Here is a 16,889-nt window from a genome sequence, read left to right as displayed (position 1 = left end):
CAGGGGCCCACCACACGCCAACGACGTCGTCACGGTCGCTGGCATCGCATCGCAAAGCCATTCGCAGTTGGCGTGACGGTAATGTCGCCGTGTTCGATGGTGCATGCGAACGCACCGCCCGCTTCCTGAACGGCATCGATGCAGGCATCCGACGGATGACCGTATCGATTCCCCTTGCCGGCGCTCGCGAGGGAAAGCTCGGGTCTCAGGACATCCAGCAACTCACCATCGACTGAAACCTTGGAGCCGTGATGCCCAAGTTTAAGGACATCGATATCCCCCACCTCCTGCACGAATTCCCGTTCTTGGTCGAGCTCGGCATCACCAGTGAGGAGCATACGCAGGCTCTTGCCTTCCTGAACATAAGAGAGTAGCAGGACAAGCGAGTCCTCATTTCCCTCGCCATCTACGGACTCGAACGGCCACATCACGCGGGCACAAAATGAGCCGATGTCGACCGTATCCCCACGGCGCACCTGCCGATACTCAACGCCAGGTCGATTCAATACCTCGGCAGGAGCATCCTCCAGCGCATCCGCCGCCACGGCAATCGTTCCGACCGAAAACTGTTCGAGCACGGCAGGTAGACCACCCCAGTGATCCTCATCCCAATGCGTCACAAAGACGGCATCGATATGGTGCACATTATTGCGAACCAACGCCGCTACCACGCGCTCATCGAGCCCGCAGTCGACGAGTGCTAATGCGTCGCCCTGGCGGATAAGAATCGCATCCGCCTGGCCCACATCGAGCACCGTCACCGAAGGCGGAGCGAATCGATCCCAGTAGATGTACGGAATCGCAGCCAAGAGCACCAGGCATGAAAGCCCCACCGCCATAGGACGTGCACGGGGACGCGGCCACCAGACCAACAGAACCGCCAGCAAACACGGCACTAGGTAAATCCACATGCTATCGGGCGGCACACTCACAGATGCACCAGACACGGCGGCAAACAGCTGCTCGAAGAACAGTGCGCAACGGGCGGCAACCATGGGCACAACGAGCGCCCAAATCCGCAACGGTTCCACGAGCGAAAAGGGAACCAGCACGATTGACACAGCAAGCAGTACGCTCACCACCGGACCGATGACTGCATTTGCCAGCGGAGCAATGAGCGAGAACGTACCGAAGGCAGGAATGGTAATGGGAAGTGTTGCCAGTTGCGAGCACAGCGTGACGGAAAGTATGTTGGCAACGCCCGATGGCACACCCAGCTCACCCAAAGCGTAGGTCGCATAGGGGCAAAAGCACAGAATGGCTAAGACGCTGGCACACGAGAGCTGAAAGCCCATCTCGAACAGCACCGTCGGCCGCAGTAGCACAAAGATGGACATGGTTACGAAGAGTGCCGATGCGCCGTGCCGGCGACGCCCCGCGCCGTTTACGACAAGCGTCGCGAACACCATGCAGCACGCGCGCACGGCCGAGGGAGACGCGCCCGTAAAGGCAGTGTAGCCCACAAGCGCCATCGCCAATATCGCCCGCTGAAGACCACGCGAACACCGAGTCTTTTGCAATACACCCCCGATTACAAACCCCACGATAGCCAAATGGCTGCCCGAGACGGCGATAAGATGCGCCGTTCCCGTCACCGAAAACCAATCGCCCGCCGGCTGGGCACGCAGCTCGGTCGAACGACCGCAGACGACACCGGCTATGAGCGCACGCGCTGGGTCGGTCGCAGGCGCGATGGACACAAGCAGCCCATTTCGCAGTCGAAGCAGCGGCCCCGGAGAGCCCTCATCGACGGACATAATCCGAACGGCTTTAACCTTGCGCACCTCGCCTCGGAGCGCGCGCGATCGTCCATACGCATCGTTCTCAAAACGTGAAACGCGACCGACAACACGCACGTGCGCCCCGACCTTGAGCTCGCGGCCGCACGATAGGCGAACCGTTGCCAAGTTCTTACTGTCCGCGCGTGCCTCGCAGGTATAGGAATACATGTCGTCGTTTATGGATGGATCACCCTGCACGACAAACTCGAGGCTGCTTGCCGCTCGACCGTCGAGCGCCTTCGAGGCGCTTAGCGCGCCCACAGCCCACCACGCCGAGACGACCGCTCCCGCCACGAGACCGACGGACGCGGCATACAGCCACCGCTTCCAAGGGGCAAGCCGCGCACAAGATTGAGCCAGCACAACGAATACCGCTGCCGCAACGGGAATGGCCCATAGCGGCCCGAACGCTGGCGCCTGCTCCCCCTGTAGCGCATCAGCGGCCACGTTGAGCACCAAGGCGCAGCTCATGCACATGCCGGCGCACAGGGCCATCGTCCACGGCATCAGGGGCCGCGGAGGCATCACATGCTCGCGCTCGGCCGAACTCATACGCAGACGTAATCTTTGATTTTGGCAAGCTTCTTCTCGCCAATTCCCGACACACGCATCAGATCGTCAACCGAGGCAAAAGCACCGTTCTTTGTCCGCTCGTCGATAATCGACTGGGCCATGGAGGGGCCGATGCCCGAGAGCGTCTGCAGCTCTACCGCGCTTGCCGTATTGATATTTACTAGGCCTGTTGCGCCACTCACGCCCGATGATGCGAAAGCCCCACCATCAACACCGGCTTCCGCAATGGACGTCTGCTGCTCCCCTACCGTTGGAACGTGAATCTTCTGTCCATCGACGACCTTAGATGCCCGATTGAGCCCCGTAACGTCTGCCTCGGGCGCCAGCCCGCCGGCGGCATCAATCGCCTGAGCCACCCGCGCGCCGTCTTTGAGCCTGTATACACCGGGCGACACAACAGCGCCATCAACATCGACATAGACTTCTGCCGCGGCAGACGCCTTAAACGAAGAGCCTTCGGATGTCTTTCCGCTCGAGGCATCGCCGGACCCCGGCTCCACCAACGAGTCTGAACCGTCAGTGCGCTCAAACGACACGCCGCCGGCACCGCCGCCAAGGTTCGCCATCGCCAAGCCGCTCGCCATCGCAATGACGACCAGTATCGCCACGACCACCGCCTTATGACCGAACAGCTTGTCCGCCAAGCGGTCCATCTTTTTGACCCGTTCGTGTTGTTCGCGCTGCGCCATAGCAAAACCTCCCAACACCATCGTGTCAGGAAAGGAACTCCGCAACAGCTACGCTCCAAAACCGGTTTTAGCGGTCAAACCAAAAACCGACCAAAACCTTGCACAAATCTGTCCATTTATTCAGGCACACGTCAGCAAATGAACACTTAGCCGCAAAATGCCCAGATAGCAAAAGACCGACGATGCAGACGCATCGTCGGTCTATGCACAAATTTACTCGTGATCTTGGTAAATCTCACGCGGAGCAAGCTCCGAATGTTTGCGTTTTAAGGTCTTAGGGGCCTTATACGTGTTGCTTTCGAAGTCGATGTACTCGGTCTGCTTGAGTAGGCGCTCGATCATCTCCTCGTGATCGAACAACTCCCAGGCCTCATGCACGGCATCGAGTTTAGCGTGCGTCTCGGGACGACGCGGCATAAACAGCGTGCAGCAGTCGGGAGCGGCCTCAGTCGAGATATCGAACGTACCAATCTCCTCGGCGCGCGCGATAATCTCCTGCTTGTCCGAACCGATGAGCGGACGGAACACGGGGATCTTCACGGCCTCGTTAACGGCCATGATATTCTCAAGCGTTTGGGAGGCAACCTGTCCAAGCGATTCGCCCGTCACGATGGCCTTGGCGCCCTCGATGTGTGCAATGCGCTCGGCAACCGAATACATAATGCGGCGATACATGATCACGCGCAGGTTGCTGGGACAGGTGACCGAAATCTCACGCTGGCAGTCGCCAAACGGCACCACGTACAGGCGGCCGATCTGGACACCCGGCTCAAGCGCACGAATGATGTCCTGCACCAAATACTCGCTCGTGTCGGGCGTCTGCGGACGACCTGAGAAATGTACCGGCACGCACACCGCGCCGCGACGCGCGAGCATCCAGGTTGCCACCGGAGAATCAATACCCGACGACAGCAGCGTCACGACCTTGCCGGCAGAACCCACCGGCAGACCGCCCACGCCGCGCTCGGAGCGCGCGTACACATAAACGCTACCCTGGACCACCAGTACGTGCACCATCGCATCGGGGTCGTGCATTTGAACCTTTTTATCGGGGAAGGCCTCGCACAGCACCTCGCCCACCTGACGATTGATGTCAATCGAGGTGAGCTCATAATCGGTATTGGAGCGCTTGGCGTGCACCTTAAACGAATCGAAGGAACCAAACTCGCGCAGCGCCTTCACGGCGGCGGCACAGTACTCCTGAGGGTCGCGATTGGTGTGATACGCCAAAGACACACGAGCAACGCCGGGAACGGTGCGAATGACACGCGCCGCCTCATCGGCCTGATGCTCGTTAAAGGTCACGAGGATATAACCGGAAATTCGAGACACGGCATTCACGGAAAAGGCGGCCAAGGCCGCCTTGATGTTATCCATGAGGATATGCTCAAAATGTGCGCGGTTCTTACCCTTCAGTCCAACCTCGTGATAGTGGACCAGGCAGACGCGAGCCGCCATTTAGGCTTCAGCAACCTTGTGGCCGAGCGCCTTCTCGTAACGGGCCTCGTCGTAAGAGATGTCGCCGTCGACAATCTCGTCCATAGCCATCGAAATGGTATCGGCACCGGAAAGCCCGATGGTGATGTCATCGACATCCTGGACGGCAAGCACGCGGTTGTGCTGGCCACGCAGCATGCTATTGATATCGCAGGCGCGCTTGGAGGCAAGCGAAGCAAGCAGGAAGCGGTTGTGATCGGTCTTCTCCAGAAGATCGTCAATGCAAGGCTTTACAACGGACACGGACCTCAGATCCTTTCATGCATATCGAGAACGCGAACGAGCTCATCGGTCGCGCGGTCGAGATCGTCATTAACCACGACGTCGTCGTAGCGGTCGGCAAGGGCAAGCTCATCGGCGGCGTTTGCCATACGCAGCTCAATCGTCTCGGGCGTCTCGGTACCGCGACCGACTAGACGCTCGCGGAGCACCTCAAGCGAAGGCGGCTTGATAAAGATCAGCACGGCCTCGGGGAAACGCTCCTTCACCTGCAGGGCGCCCTGGACATCGATCTCCAAAATCAGAGATGCGCCAGAGGCGAGCTTGGATGTGACCTCGCTCACCAACGTGCCGTAGCAGTTACCGTGGACCTCGGCCCACTCAACAAACTCACCGTTTGCCACGCGGCGGTCGAACTCCTCGCGCGTCAGAAAAAAGTAGTTGACGCCGTCGACCTCACCTTTGCGTGGTGCTCGCGTGGTAGCCGAAACCGTCAGGCCCAGGTTCGAGCGGCGCTCGCGCACACGAGTGACGAGCGTACCCTTCCCTGCGCCTGACGGTCCAGAAATCACAAAGAGCTTGGAATCCTGAGCGCTCACTTATTTGGTCAGCTGCTCGAGGAGCTGCTCGCGCTGACGGACGCCGAGGCCCTGGACGCGACGGGTAGCGGAGATACCGAGCTCCTCCATGATCTTGGCGGCCTTGGCCTTGCCATAACCAGGGAGAGACTCGATGAGGGTGGAAACCTTCATGCGGGAAGCGATGGGGTCATCGGAGTTGAGCACGGACTCGAGGGACTTCTCGCCCTTCTTGATCTGCTCGCGAAGCTCAGCGCGGGCGTGACGTGCGGCAGCAGCCTTCTCAAGAGCCTGCTTGCGCTGCTCATCGGTAAGCTGAGGGAGTGCCATTCGAACCTCCAAATAGTTGGGTTATATCTGATTCAATAATTGGCATTTTAGCACGTAGAACGTACAAAATGCCCAATCGCGGCTCCATAGGTTAGACGATACCCGCAAAAAGTGCAATATACTGCGCCCAAAGTTAAGCCCCTGACCTGCGATTCCACACAAAGGATGGGAAAGTTTACGCAGGCACAGGGGCTATTTTGTGCTAATGAGACCCAAAAGTGGTGACTTAGGGGAATCTTTTACGCGACGTTTTCGACCAGCTCGGCGACGATGGCGTCAAAGGCGGCAACCGGATCGTCGGCGCCGGTGATGGGACGGCCCACCACAATGTGGCTTGCGCCGCGCTCGATAGCCTGGGAAGGCGTCGCCACGCGGGACTGGTCACCAAGGGCGGCACCCACCGGACGCACGCCCGGAGTCACGATCAGGGCATCGGGACCCAGCAGCTCGCGCATGTCGTGAGCCTCCATCGGCGAGCACACGATGCCATCGATGCCGTTGGCCTGAGCGAGCTTTGCCAGGCGGGCGGCCTCATCGGCCACGGGCGACTCGACGCCGATCTCGCTCAAGGCATCCTGATTCATGCTCGTGAGCACGGTGATGGCGACGAGCTTGGCGCGGTCCTCGCGCGCCTCCTCGGCACCCTCGCGGCAGGCAGCGAGCATGGCGCCCGAACCCAAGCCGTGGACCGAAAGCAGGTCGGCACCGGCAAGCGAGGCCGAGCGGGCGGCACCGCGAACCTGATGCGGAATATCATGGAACTTAAGGTCAAGGAAGACCTTAAAGCCCAAATCCTTGAACGTCTTGACGATCTCAGGACCCTCGGCGTAATAGAGCGTCATGCCAACCTTGAGCCAGGCGGCATGGCCCGAAAGCTCGTGGGCGAGCTCGAGCGCACGCTCACGATCGCAGTCGAGGGCGACGATTACGCGGTCGCGGGCATCGGTCTCTAGCATTCGAAAGCACCTACCAGCTCGTTGATGTCCTTTACGCCCTGGGACTCGGCCCAGGCCTCGAGCTCGTGCGCGATCTTGAGCGAAGCGCACGGATCGACGAAGTTGGCCATGCCGACCGACACGCAGGTGGCGCCGGCCAGGATAAACTCGGCCGCATCCTCGCCGGTCATGACACCGCCGACACCGTTGATGGGGATATCGACGGCCTGGGCGACCTCCCAGACCATGCGCACGGCGATGTGGTGGCACAGCGGGCCCGAAAGGCCGCCCTTGGGCTTTGCCACGCGGGACTTGCGGGTATGGACGTCGATGGCCATGCCCTGAATGGAGTTGATGACCGAAAGGCCGTCGGCGCCGGCAGCCTCGAGGGCCTTGGCGATCTCGGCGACGTTGACCGGCGCCATCTTCACGAACAGCGGCTTATCGGTCACCTTGCGGCAGGCAGCCATAACGGAAGAGGCGCCCTCGGGCGTGGAGCCCATGGCGGCACCGCCGGCGGCGATATTGGGGCAGCTCACGTTGATCTCGTAGCCGGCAGCCCAGGGGCACAGCTCGACATACATCTCGAGTGCGCGGACAAACTCGTCAACGGAGTGGCCGGCAACCTGACAGATGACCTGGCAGCCGTCCTTGGAGAGCTGCTCGAGCCACGGACCGGACTCGCGAGCAAAGGCGGCCACGCCGGGGTTCTGAAGGCCCACGGAGTTAATCATACCGCCGGGAATCTCGGCCATGCGGGGCGCGGGGTTGCCGGGCCAGGGCTCGGCAGCGCAACCCTTGGTGGTGATGGCGCCCAGCTGGGAAACATCAAAGAAGTTCTGGAACTGCCAACCGTAGCCAAAGGTACCGGCTGCGGTGTTGATGGGGTTCTGCATCTTGACGCCGCCGAAATCGACGGCCATGTTCACGGTACCCACTAGAAGACCACCACCTTGGAAGCATCGAACACGGGGCCGCACATGCAGGCGCCCTTCATACCGTCGACCGTCTCTACATTGCAGGTGTTGCAGGCGCCAAAGCCACAGCTCATCATGCGCTCAAGCGACACCTCGCAGTACGCACCGGCCTCGGCGGCAGCGGCGGCGACTTTCTTCATCATGACAGCGGGGCCGCAGCTGGCCACATAGTCGTAGCCGCCCTCGCCGAGCAGCTCGGCTGCCGGGTCGGTGCAAAAACCGTGCGTGCCCAGCGTGCCATCATCGGTGCACACGTTAACCGTGGCGCCCAGCGCGCGGAACTCATCGACACCCACGGCCTTGGAAGCGGTGCCAAAGCCCAGGCACACATCGACATTCACGCCCTGCTCGGCAAGCATGCCGGCAAGACACAGCACGGGCGGAACACCGATGCCGCCAGCAACGAGCAGCGCCTTCCTGGTACCCTCGGGCACAAGCCAGCCGCGGCCGCCAGGGCCCAGCAGATTAGAGGTGGAGCCGGGGGCCATCTGCGACAGACGACGGGTGTCGTCACCCACGACGGCGTACCACAGCTCGACGGTACCGGCCTGGGCGTCGGCGCGATAGAAGCTCAGGGGCACGCGAAGCAGCGAGGACGCATCGCCGGGCACGGCGATGTTCACAAACTGACCGGGCTTGAGCGCACTTGCAAGCTTGGGGGCCGAGATGACGAGCGAGAAGATGCCGTCGGCGATCTCCTGGTTCGAGACGACCTCGAAGTCGTGCATGCGTGCAGTGGAAGGTGTGGGCATAGACGCTCCAATCCCCCATGCGGTTGCATGGTCAAAACGAACAGAAAGCGCGGCACCACAAGGGCGCCGCGCACAAAAGCGATAAGGCTATGCTAGCAGATGCAGCCGTCGGCAAGCGTCTGCTTACCGCCGACAAACACATCGGTGGCACGACCGGTAAGCGTGCGGCCGGCAAAACCGGAGTTCTCGGCGCGCGACTCGTAACCGTCCTCGCCGACCGTCCAGGTGGCAGAGGGGTCGAACACGGTCAGGTCGGCAACGGAGCCCGCCTTGACCTGAACCTGGTCGAGGCCCAGGATCTCACGCGGCTTGATGGCCATGAGCTCGACCATACGGCCCATGCTCATCTTGCCCGTGTTGACCAGCTCGGTGAGCACGAGCGACAGCGAGGTCTCGAGACCGATCATGCCAAAGGGCGCAAGCTCGAACTCGCGGGCCTTCTCCCACGGGGTGTGGGGAGCGTGATCGGTGACGATAACGTCTACGGTGCCGTCGATGACGCCCTGACGGATGGCCTCGGCATCCTCCTCGGTACGCAGCGGCGGATTGACCTTGAGCGAGGTGTTGTAGGTCTCGTCCAGGTCGTTCTCGGTCAGGAACATGTGATGCGGGGTGGCCTCACAGGTAACCTGAACGCCAGCGGCCTTACCGGCACGCACGATCTCCAGGCCATGGGCGGTGGAGATGTGCTGGATGTGTAGCTTGGCACCGGTCAGCTTGGCGATCTCGATGTCGCGGGCGATCTGGAGCTCCTCGCCGGCAGCCGGCCAGCCCTCGAGGGCCAGACGGGTCGAGACCTTGCCCTCGTTGATCTGGCCGTGGCCGACCAAGTCCTCGTCCTGGCAGTGGCTCATAAAGACCTTGCCGAACATCTTGCCGTAGTCCATGCAACGACGGAGCATGCCCGCGCCCTGCACGCCGCGACCGTCGTCGGTGAAGGCGACGGCGCCGTGGGCGACCATATCGCCCATCTCGGACATGGCCTCGCCCTTAAGACCGCGGGTCATGGCGCCCGACGGATAGACGCGGCAGTGACCGACCTCGGCAGCACGGGACTTGACGAACTCCACGACGGTGCCGTTATCGGTGACGGGATCGGTGTTGGGCATGGAGCACACGCCGGTAAAGCCGCCCTTGGCAGCTGCGCGGGTACCGCTCTCGATGTCCTCTTTGACCTCGTAGCCGGGCTCGCGAAGGTGAACGTGCATATCCACCAGGCCGGGGACGAGGTACTTGCCGGAAAGGTCGCGGACCTCGGCTCCCTCGACGGCGAGATTCTCGCCGACCTCGGCGATCTTGTCGCCGTCAATCAGGACGTCAACGACACCGTCAAGCTCGACGGACGGGTCGACGACGTGGGCATTCTTAAGAAGCAAGGCCATTATCGGCACCTCCAAGCAGCAGATACAGGATAGCCATACGCACGCAGATACCGGCGTAGACCTGCTCCAGGATGACGGAGCGTTGCGGGTGGTCGGCCATATAGGAGTCGAACTCGACGCCGCGGTTGATGGGGCCCGGGTGGCAGATGATTGCATCGGGCTTCATGAGCTTCTCGCGGTCCTTGGTCAGACCGAAGAGCTTGTGGTACTCGCGAATCGTGGGGAACGGGGCACCCTCGAGGCGCTCCTGCTGCACGCGCAGCATGTAGACGACGTCCAGCTCGGGCAGGACAGAATCGAGATCGCTCGTCACGTGGTCGCAGCGCAGAACCTCGGGCGCCGGCGGCAGCAGCGTGCCGGGGGCGACGGCGTAGGTCTCGCAGCCCATGATCTTCAACGCGGGAATCAGCGAGCCGCAAACGCGGGAGTGGGAGATATCGCCGACGACGGCGACCTTCAGACCATGGAAGTCACCCTTGTGCTCCCAGATGGTGTACAGGTCGAGCAGGGCCTGCGTGGGGTGGTTGTGCTTGCCGTCGCCAGCGCAGATGACGCTCGCGGGCGAGTTCTGCGTGACGATGTAGGGAGCACCGGCGTGCTTATCGCGCACGACGATGCAGTCGATCTTATAGGCGTTGAGGGTCTCGACGGTGTCGACGAGGCTCTCGCCCTTGACTGTAGAAGTCGAGGAGCCGCCAAAGTTAAGGCTATCGGCCGAAAGGCGCTTCTCGGCGAGCTCGAAGGAGCTGCGGGTGCGCGTCGAGGGCTCGTTGAACATGTTGACGATGGTCTTGCCCTTGAGCGTGGGGACCTTCTTGATCGCACGCTCGTTGACCTCGGAGAACGCCTTGGCGGTCTCGAGGATGAGCTTGATATCCTCTTCGGAGTACTCGGTAATGTCGATCAGGTGCTTATGGTTGAACGCCACGGTACTACTCACCTCCCAGCGGCGCAGAACCCACGTGGGAGCCCGGCGCGACGTCGTTGATCTCGACGGCGGTGTGGCCGTCGACTTCCTTCATATATAGATGCACGTTCTCCTCATGCGACGAGGGAACGTTCTTGCCGACAAAGTCCGGCGAGATGGGGAGCTCGCGGTGGCCGCGGTCAACGAGGACTGCCAACTCAATGCGGCTCGGACGGCCCAGGTCCATGACGGCGTCGAGAGCGGCGCGGATGGTACGGCCCGTATACAGGATGTCATCCACCAGCACGACGCGCTTGCCGTCGACGCTAAAGGGAATGTTGGTGGCGTGGATCGCGGGAGCGAAATTGGTCGCATAGTCATCGCGGTAGAAGCTGATGTCGAGGCTGCCGAGCGGAACTTCGACGCCCTCGATCTCCTTGATCTCCTCGGCGAGCTTCTTAGCCAGAAGGTCGCCGCGCGTGACGATGCCGACCAGAGCGAGGTCTTCACAGCCCTCGTTGCGCTCGAGAATCTCGTGCGCGATGCGGGTCATCGCTCGATTGACGGCGGTCTCGTCCATGATGACCGCCTTGGGGGAAGTCGTGCCCATCGATCTCCTTCCTCACATGTCTTGACTGCTGACACAGTCAAAAAAATAGATGCCCGACCGCTTAAAGCGGACCAGACACCCACAGGAAGGGCTGCTCGCATGGCAGCTATGTAATTCCATGTGGGTATCTCGTACCCCTTTAATGGTCAAGGGATAGTGTAGCCAACCTCGAGCTTAATTGCGAGCATAAATACAGAGCAATCCGTAAACGGAGCCCAAAGCCCAATAAACCTATATATATTTGTGGGACGAGCTTGAAAACGCACGCACGAGCTGGCATAATCCCCTCTGCTGCACGCAAATCGGATCTACGTCCAGGGCCGTGGCGTGGGCACTATCGCCAAAAGAGGAATATCTCTGTGTAGATTGCGCACAGGGAGCGACTTCTGTGCTATAGTTCAGGCTTGTTTGTTAACGCGACATGTTCGTTTGTCGCCCAAGGAGGGTCAGTTATGTCCAAAGTTTGCGAAGTTTGCGGTAAGCACCCCGTTGCCGGTCGCTCCATCAGCCACTCTCACCGCGTCACCAACCGTAAGTTCCGCCCCAACATCCAGCGCGTCTACGTCGTCGTCGATGGTCACCGTCGCAAGATGAACGTTTGCTCCACCTGCCTCAAGTCCGGCAAGGTTGCGCGCTCCTAAATAAGGTCTTACCAACAAGTACCTCGGACTCTCCGGGTCAAAGACCTCGCGTTCATATAGAACTTACCAAAGGCGTCCTCCCCTACGGAGGGCGCCTTTTTGCACTCATTGGGGACAGGCTTACATGAGTGCTTTCACGCATTGGGGACAGACTTAGATGAGTGCTTTCCAAAGCTCACAGTGCATCGACGAACTCACGGCGCTTCGATCGTCACCAGTACGTACCTCACGCCGCCTCGTTCCAGCCCGCGGTGGCCTTGGTTACGCTTGTAGCGCCGATGCCGGTGATACGGGCAATTTGCTTGACCGTGAGATGTGCCCGCCTGAGCCTCAGCAGACAGGCATCGCGATCGGGGCGTGGCAGGGCCTTGAGCAGCGCAGGATCTATGCTCGGCAGGACTTCGTGCGCAACGGAAAGGGCCTCCTCATCGGGGATCCGCCGGCGTGGAAGAACCTCCACTGACCAGATGTGCCCGGCAACTTCCTCGAGATGCTCGCAATAGCAACGGGAGCCTCCGACGATATCGAGCATAGGAGCCGCGTCACAGATGTCAAAGGGATCATAGCCCAGCTGATATGCCTTGTAGCTTGACCAGCGGTACGCCTCGAGCGAGTCGAGCGCACCTTTCACGGGATTGAGATGGATATAATCGAGCAGCTGTACCGCCTGCGTGTCCGACTCGACCGCGACCCGTGAATAGCGATTGTCAAACAGATGGCCTGTTCTCCCCGTTTTCCCATTGAAATACTTGGCATACGCCGTCAGCGCACACTGCATTGCCTTTGAAAGATTGTCAAATGGGTCATCAACCATCAAATGGAAGTGATTGTCCATAAGGCACCAAGCCAACACCGCCACTTTATGGTGCGCGAACCTGTCCGAGATGTCCGATAAGAAACGATATCGGTCAGAGTCATCTTCAAAAATAATCTGTTTAGAGTTACCACGGTCAAAGACGTGGTAATAACCGGTGAGCGAAACGGCACGGGCGCATCGAGGCATAATCTCTCCTTTCAAAAACTGAACAGGCAACACCTAAAAGGAGAGAAGGAACGCGAAATGCTGAGCCTGTGATCTATTTATATCCAATGAGCGGCAAAAACAGGCCCAGAACGGCAAAATGGCAAATCAATGTCTGTCCCAAATGAGTGAAAGCACTCATGTAAGTCTGTCCCCAATGAGCGGGGCGACAAAGCAGATGGTTTTAGTTGAATCGCTTCATTTAGTTGAAGCGTTTTAGTTTGTCTTTTACGGGAATCTGACCGTTCACCGAATTATTTCTTGCTATCATGCAAGGCGTAGGGTAAATCTCCGATCGCAAGGAGACACAAATGGTGAAAAAGTCACCGGAAAACACTACTCCCGCAATTGTGGACAACGTAGAGGCGCTTGAGGCTAAGCTCGCTCAGATGCGAGAGGCCCAGGCGCTTTTTGCTACGTACACGCAGGAGCAGGTCGACAAGATCTTCTATGAGGCCGCCATGGCCGCCAACAAGGCTCGTATCCCGTTGGCGAAGATGGCCATCGAGGAGACCGGCCGCGGCGTTCTTGAGGACAAGGTCATCAAGAACCACTACGCCGCAGAGTACATCTACAACGCTTACAAGAACACCAAGACCTGTGGTGTCCTGGAGCGCGACGAGGCTTACGGCATCACCAAGATCGCCGAGCCCATCGGCATCGTGGGCGCCGTCATCCCGACGACCAACCCCACCTCCACCGCGATCTTCAAGACGCTGATCTGCCTGAAGACCCGCAACGCCATCATCATCTCCCCGCACCCGGCTGCCGCCAAGTGCACCATCGCCGCCGCCAAGCTCGTGCTTGACGCCGCCGTCAAGGCCGGCGCCCCCGAGGGCATCATCGGCTGGGTCGATGTCCCCTCCATCGAGCTGACCAACATGGTCATGCGCGACGTCGACATCATCCTCGCCACCGGTGGCCCGGGCATGGTCAAGGCCGCTTACTCCTCGGGCAAGCCCGCCCTGGGCGTTGGCGCCGGTAACACCCCGGTCGTCATCGACGACACCGCCGACGTGCTGCTCGCCGTCAACTCCATCATCCACTCCAAGACCTTCGACAACGGCATGATCTGCGCTTCCGAGCAGTCCGTGACTGTCATCGACAGCATCTATGACCAGGTTAAGGCCGAGTTCCAGAAACGCGGCTGCTACTTCGTCAAGCAGGGTGCCGAGATGGAGGCCCTGCGTGCCGCCATGTTCAAGAACGGCGCTCTCGATCACCGCATCCCCGGCATGGCCGCTGCCAAGATCGCCGAGCTCGCCGGCATCGAGGTTCCCGCCAAGACCAAGATCCTGATCGCCGAGGTCACCTCCACCGACCCCGCCAAGGAGGAGTTCTCCCACGAGAAGCTCTCCCCGGTGCTGGCCATGTACCACGCCAAGGACTTCCAGGAGGCCGTCGACAAGGCCGAGCACCTGGTGCTCGCCGGTGGCCCGGGCCACACCGCCTCTCTGTACGTGCACCCCGCCCAGGCCGAGAAGATCAGCCTGTTCGAGCACGTCATGAAGGCCTGCCGTATCGTCATCAACACCCCGTCCTCGCACGGCGGCATCGGTGACCTGTACAACTTTGGCATGAAGCCGTCTCTGACCCTGGGCTGCGGCTCCTGGGGCGGCAACTCCGTCTCCGAGAACGTTGGGGTGAAGCACTTGATCAACGTTAAGACTGTGGCCGAGCGCCGTGAGAACATGCTGTGGTTCCGCGCTCCCGAGAAGGTCTACTTCAAGAAGGGTTCCACGCCCGTCGCCCTCGACGAGCTGGGCAACGTAATGGGCAAGAAGCGCGCCTTCATCGTCACCGACCAGTTCCTCTTCAAGAATGGCAACACCCGCGCCATCGAGGCCAAGCTCGACGAGATGGGCATCGCCCACGACTGCTTCTACGACGTCGAGCCCGATCCGTCGCTGCAGTGCGCACGTCGCGGCGCCAAGCAGATGGCTCTCTTTGAGCCGGACGTCATCATCGCCGTCGGCGGTGGCTCTGCTATGGACGCCGGCAAGATCATGTGGATGATGTACGAGCACCCCGAGTGCAAGTTTGAGGACATGGCCATGGACTTCATGGACATCCGCAAGCGTATCTTCACCTTCCCCGAGATGGGCAAGAAGGCCTACTTCGTCGCCGTCCCGACCTCTTCGGGTACCGGCTCCGAGTGCACGCCGTTCGCCATCATCACCGACAAGGAGACCGGCATCAAGTGGCCGCTCGCCGACTACGCGCTGCTCCCCAACATGGCTATCGTCGACGCCGACAACTGCATGACCGCCCCGCGCGGCCTGACCGCTGCCTCCGGCATCGACGTCATGACCCACGCCATCGAGTCCTACGTCTCCATCATGGCTTCCGACTACACCAAGGGCCTCTCCGAGCGCGCTGCCAAGCTCGTCTTCGAGAACCTGCCCTCCAGCTTCACGAACGGCGCCAAGGACCCGCACGCCCGCGAGGAGATGCACAACGCCTCCTGCATGGCCGGTATGGCCTTCGCCAACGCCTTCCTGGGCCTCAACCACTCCATGGCCCACAAGCTCGGCGCTTTCCATCACCTGCCCCACGGCCTCGCAAACGCCGTCATCCTGACCCGCGTCATGCGCTACAACGCCGCCGAGGCTCCCGTCAAGATGGGCACCTTCTCCCAGTATCCTTACCCCAACGCGCTGCACAACTACGCCGAGATGGCCAAGTACTGCGGCATCGAGGGCAAGGACGACAAGGAGGTCTTCGAGAACTTCATCACGAAGCTCGAGGAGCTCAAGGACTTCATCGGCGTCAAGAAGACCATCGCCGACTACGGTGTTGACGAGCAGTACTTCCTCGACACCCTCGACGAAATGACCGAGCAGGCATTCAACGACCAGTGCACCGGCGCCAACCCGCGCTACCCGCTCATGAGCGAGATCAAGGAGCTCTACCTGGACGCCTACTACGGCCGCGAGCCCCAGGATTACGCCGTCTGCTAGTTTTAGCACGGTTTTTAACGGCGGGGGTGCACGGGTGTTTCACACACCCCCGCCGTCGCTTCTATCGCATCGTTGAAAGGATGCAACCATGCTGCTACCCGATTCCAAGACCGAGCTCGTCCGCCGTGGCAACAAGGTCGTTTACGACCTGGGCGACAAGATCGTCAAGGTCTTTAACGAGACCAAGCCTGTCTCCGACGTGTTCAACGAGGCTTTGAATCTTGCCCGCATCAATGAGTGCGGCATCCGCAGCCCCAAGGCGCTCGAGGTTTCCCAGCTCGAGAACGCCAACGGCTGGGCGCTCGTGACCGAGAAGGTTCCGGGCACCACCCTTGCCGAGAAGATGACTGCCGAGCCCCAGCGCTTTGGTGAGTACCTCGAGATGTTCGTCGACCTCCAGATCGAGATCCACGGCTACACCTCCCCGCTGCTCAACCGTCAGCGCGACAAGTACGCCCGCATGATCGACAGCCTTGATCAGCTCAATGCCACCACGCGCTACAACCTTCAGGAGCGTCTGGACGGCATGACCAAGGAGTTCAAGGTCTGCCACGGCGACTTCAACCCCTCCAACGTCATCGTCGGCGACGACGGCCAGCTCTATGTGTGCGACTGGGCACACGCCACCCAGGGCTCCCCTGCTGCCGACGTTGCCACCACCTACCTGCTCTTTGCCCTCAACAGCAAGGATCAGGCTGAGGCCTACCTGGAGCTCTACTGCGACCGCGCCGACATGCCCATGCAGGTCGTGCGTCAGTGGACGAGCATCGTCGCCGCTTCCGAGCTCGCTCGTAAGCGCAATGTGAACGATGAGTTCCTGAAGAACTGGATCGACGTCGTCGATTATCAGTAATATCTGAGCGATTTATTTCGCATCGGAGGCACAAAGGAAAACCCCGCAGCTCGAATGTGAACTGCGCCCCAAATCTTGGACGCCCTAAATAGCGACTAGGCCGCAAGGGCCTGATTCCGGAACTCCTCCGGGGTCAGGCCCTTCAATCTTACCTGCCTCCGGCTCGTGTTCCAGTGGACTATGT

17 protein-coding genes are annotated in these 16,889 nt (G+C 60.5%); 3 read left to right on the top strand and 14 right to left on the bottom strand.

Features of this window, described 5'->3' with window-relative positions:
• Positions 1 to 29: 29 nt before the first annotated feature.
• From RX395_RS03570 to pyrR, 12 genes are all read right to left on the bottom strand, one after another.
• Positions 30 to 2,333 (bottom strand): DNA internalization-related competence protein ComEC/Rec2, encoded by a 2,304-nt coding sequence (locus tag RX395_RS03570; protein ID WP_316365505.1) that lies wholly within the window; start codon positions 2,331 to 2,333, stop codon positions 30 to 32.
• Positions 2,330 to 3,043, bottom strand: coding sequence for a helix-hairpin-helix domain-containing protein (locus RX395_RS03565; RefSeq protein WP_316365504.1), 714 nt, complete (start codon positions 3,041 to 3,043; stop codon positions 2,330 to 2,332). The genes RX395_RS03570 and RX395_RS03565 overlap by 4 nt, the downstream gene beginning before the upstream one ends.
• Positions 3,044 to 3,256: 213 nt before the next feature.
• A complete protein-coding gene (thiI, locus tag RX395_RS03560) occupies positions 3,257 to 4,501 on the bottom strand; it encodes a tRNA uracil 4-sulfurtransferase ThiI (RefSeq protein ID WP_006235944.1) in 1,245 nt (414 codons plus the stop codon).
• The gene (locus RX395_RS03555; RefSeq protein WP_035138532.1) at positions 4,502 to 4,783 is read right to left on the bottom strand and encodes a DNA-directed RNA polymerase subunit omega; all 282 of its coding nucleotides are present in this window, start codon (positions 4,781 to 4,783) and stop codon (positions 4,502 to 4,504) included.
• Between the two features lie 5 nt (positions 4,784 to 4,788).
• Positions 4,789 to 5,358: a guanylate kinase gene (gene gmk, locus RX395_RS03550; RefSeq protein ID WP_006236131.1), complete on the bottom strand. Its 570-nt coding sequence runs from the start codon at positions 5,356 to 5,358 to the stop codon at positions 4,789 to 4,791.
• Positions 5,359 to 5,667 carry an integration host factor, actinobacterial type gene (gene mihF / locus RX395_RS03545; RefSeq protein ID WP_006236130.1) on the bottom strand — a complete coding sequence of 103 codons (309 nt, stop codon included), beginning with the start codon at positions 5,665 to 5,667 and terminating at the stop codon, positions 5,359 to 5,361. It lies immediately after the preceding gene.
• A gap of 239 nt (positions 5,668 to 5,906) precedes the next feature.
• The gene (pyrF, locus tag RX395_RS03540) at positions 5,907 to 6,623 is read right to left on the bottom strand and encodes an orotidine-5'-phosphate decarboxylase (protein WP_316365501.1); all 717 of its coding nucleotides are present in this window, start codon (positions 6,621 to 6,623) and stop codon (positions 5,907 to 5,909) included.
• Positions 6,617 to 7,525 (bottom strand): dihydroorotate dehydrogenase, encoded by a 909-nt coding sequence (locus RX395_RS03535; protein ID WP_006236128.1) that lies wholly within the window; start codon positions 7,523 to 7,525, stop codon positions 6,617 to 6,619. Before RX395_RS03535 ends, pyrF begins: the two co-directional genes overlap by 7 nt.
• Before the next feature lie 14 nt (positions 7,526 to 7,539).
• Complete coding sequence (locus RX395_RS03530; RefSeq protein ID WP_316365607.1) at positions 7,540 to 8,307, bottom strand: dihydroorotate dehydrogenase electron transfer subunit; 768 nt, start codon at positions 8,305 to 8,307, stop codon at positions 7,540 to 7,542.
• A 116-nt stretch (positions 8,308 to 8,423) separates the two neighbouring features.
• Positions 8,424 to 9,713 (bottom strand): dihydroorotase, encoded by a 1,290-nt coding sequence (locus tag RX395_RS03525; RefSeq protein WP_118273339.1) that lies wholly within the window; start codon positions 9,711 to 9,713, stop codon positions 8,424 to 8,426.
• A complete protein-coding gene (locus tag RX395_RS03520; RefSeq protein WP_316365498.1) occupies positions 9,697 to 10,641 on the bottom strand; it encodes an aspartate carbamoyltransferase catalytic subunit in 945 nt (314 codons plus the stop codon). The genes RX395_RS03525 and RX395_RS03520 overlap by 17 nt, the downstream gene beginning before the upstream one ends.
• 4 nt (positions 10,642 to 10,645) lie before the next feature.
• A complete protein-coding gene (gene pyrR, locus RX395_RS03515; protein WP_117770320.1) occupies positions 10,646 to 11,230 on the bottom strand; it encodes a bifunctional pyr operon transcriptional regulator/uracil phosphoribosyltransferase PyrR in 585 nt (194 codons plus the stop codon).
• Positions 11,231 to 11,682: 452 nt separating this feature from the next.
• On the opposite strand from pyrR, the gene rpmB reads away from it, so the two are divergent.
• The gene (gene rpmB / locus RX395_RS03510; protein ID WP_022094725.1) at positions 11,683 to 11,871 is read left to right on the top strand and encodes a 50S ribosomal protein L28; all 189 of its coding nucleotides are present in this window, start codon (positions 11,683 to 11,685) and stop codon (positions 11,869 to 11,871) included.
• Positions 11,872 to 12,097: 226 nt separating this feature from the next.
• On the opposite strand, the gene RX395_RS03505 is transcribed toward rpmB, so the two are convergent.
• A complete protein-coding gene (locus tag RX395_RS03505; RefSeq protein WP_316365491.1) occupies positions 12,098 to 12,874 on the bottom strand; it encodes a transposase in 777 nt (258 codons plus the stop codon).
• A 329-nt stretch (positions 12,875 to 13,203) separates the two neighbouring features.
• On the opposite strand from RX395_RS03505, the gene adhE reads away from it, so the two are divergent.
• Positions 13,204 to 15,852 carry a bifunctional acetaldehyde-CoA/alcohol dehydrogenase gene (gene adhE / locus RX395_RS03500; protein ID WP_316365489.1) on the top strand — a complete coding sequence of 883 codons (2,649 nt, stop codon included), beginning with the start codon at positions 13,204 to 13,206 and terminating at the stop codon, positions 15,850 to 15,852.
• An 88-nt stretch (positions 15,853 to 15,940) separates the two neighbouring features.
• On the top strand, positions 15,941 to 16,705 hold the full coding sequence (locus RX395_RS03495; protein WP_035138543.1) for an aminoglycoside phosphotransferase family protein: 765 nt from the start codon (positions 15,941 to 15,943) through the stop codon (positions 16,703 to 16,705).
• A 95-nt stretch (positions 16,706 to 16,800) separates the two neighbouring features.
• Here RX395_RS03495 and RX395_RS03490 read toward each other — a convergent pair whose 3' ends face one another.
• On the bottom strand, positions 16,801 to 16,887 hold the full coding sequence (locus RX395_RS03490; RefSeq protein ID WP_316365605.1) for an IS3 family transposase: 87 nt from the start codon (positions 16,885 to 16,887) through the stop codon (positions 16,801 to 16,803).
• Between the last annotated feature and the right edge of the window lie 2 nt (positions 16,888 to 16,889).

This window comes from Collinsella aerofaciens (assembly GCF_032584215.1).
Classification (GTDB): Bacteria; Actinomycetota; Coriobacteriia; order Coriobacteriales; family Coriobacteriaceae; genus Collinsella.
This window is presented reverse-complemented; position numbering and strand designations above follow the sequence as displayed.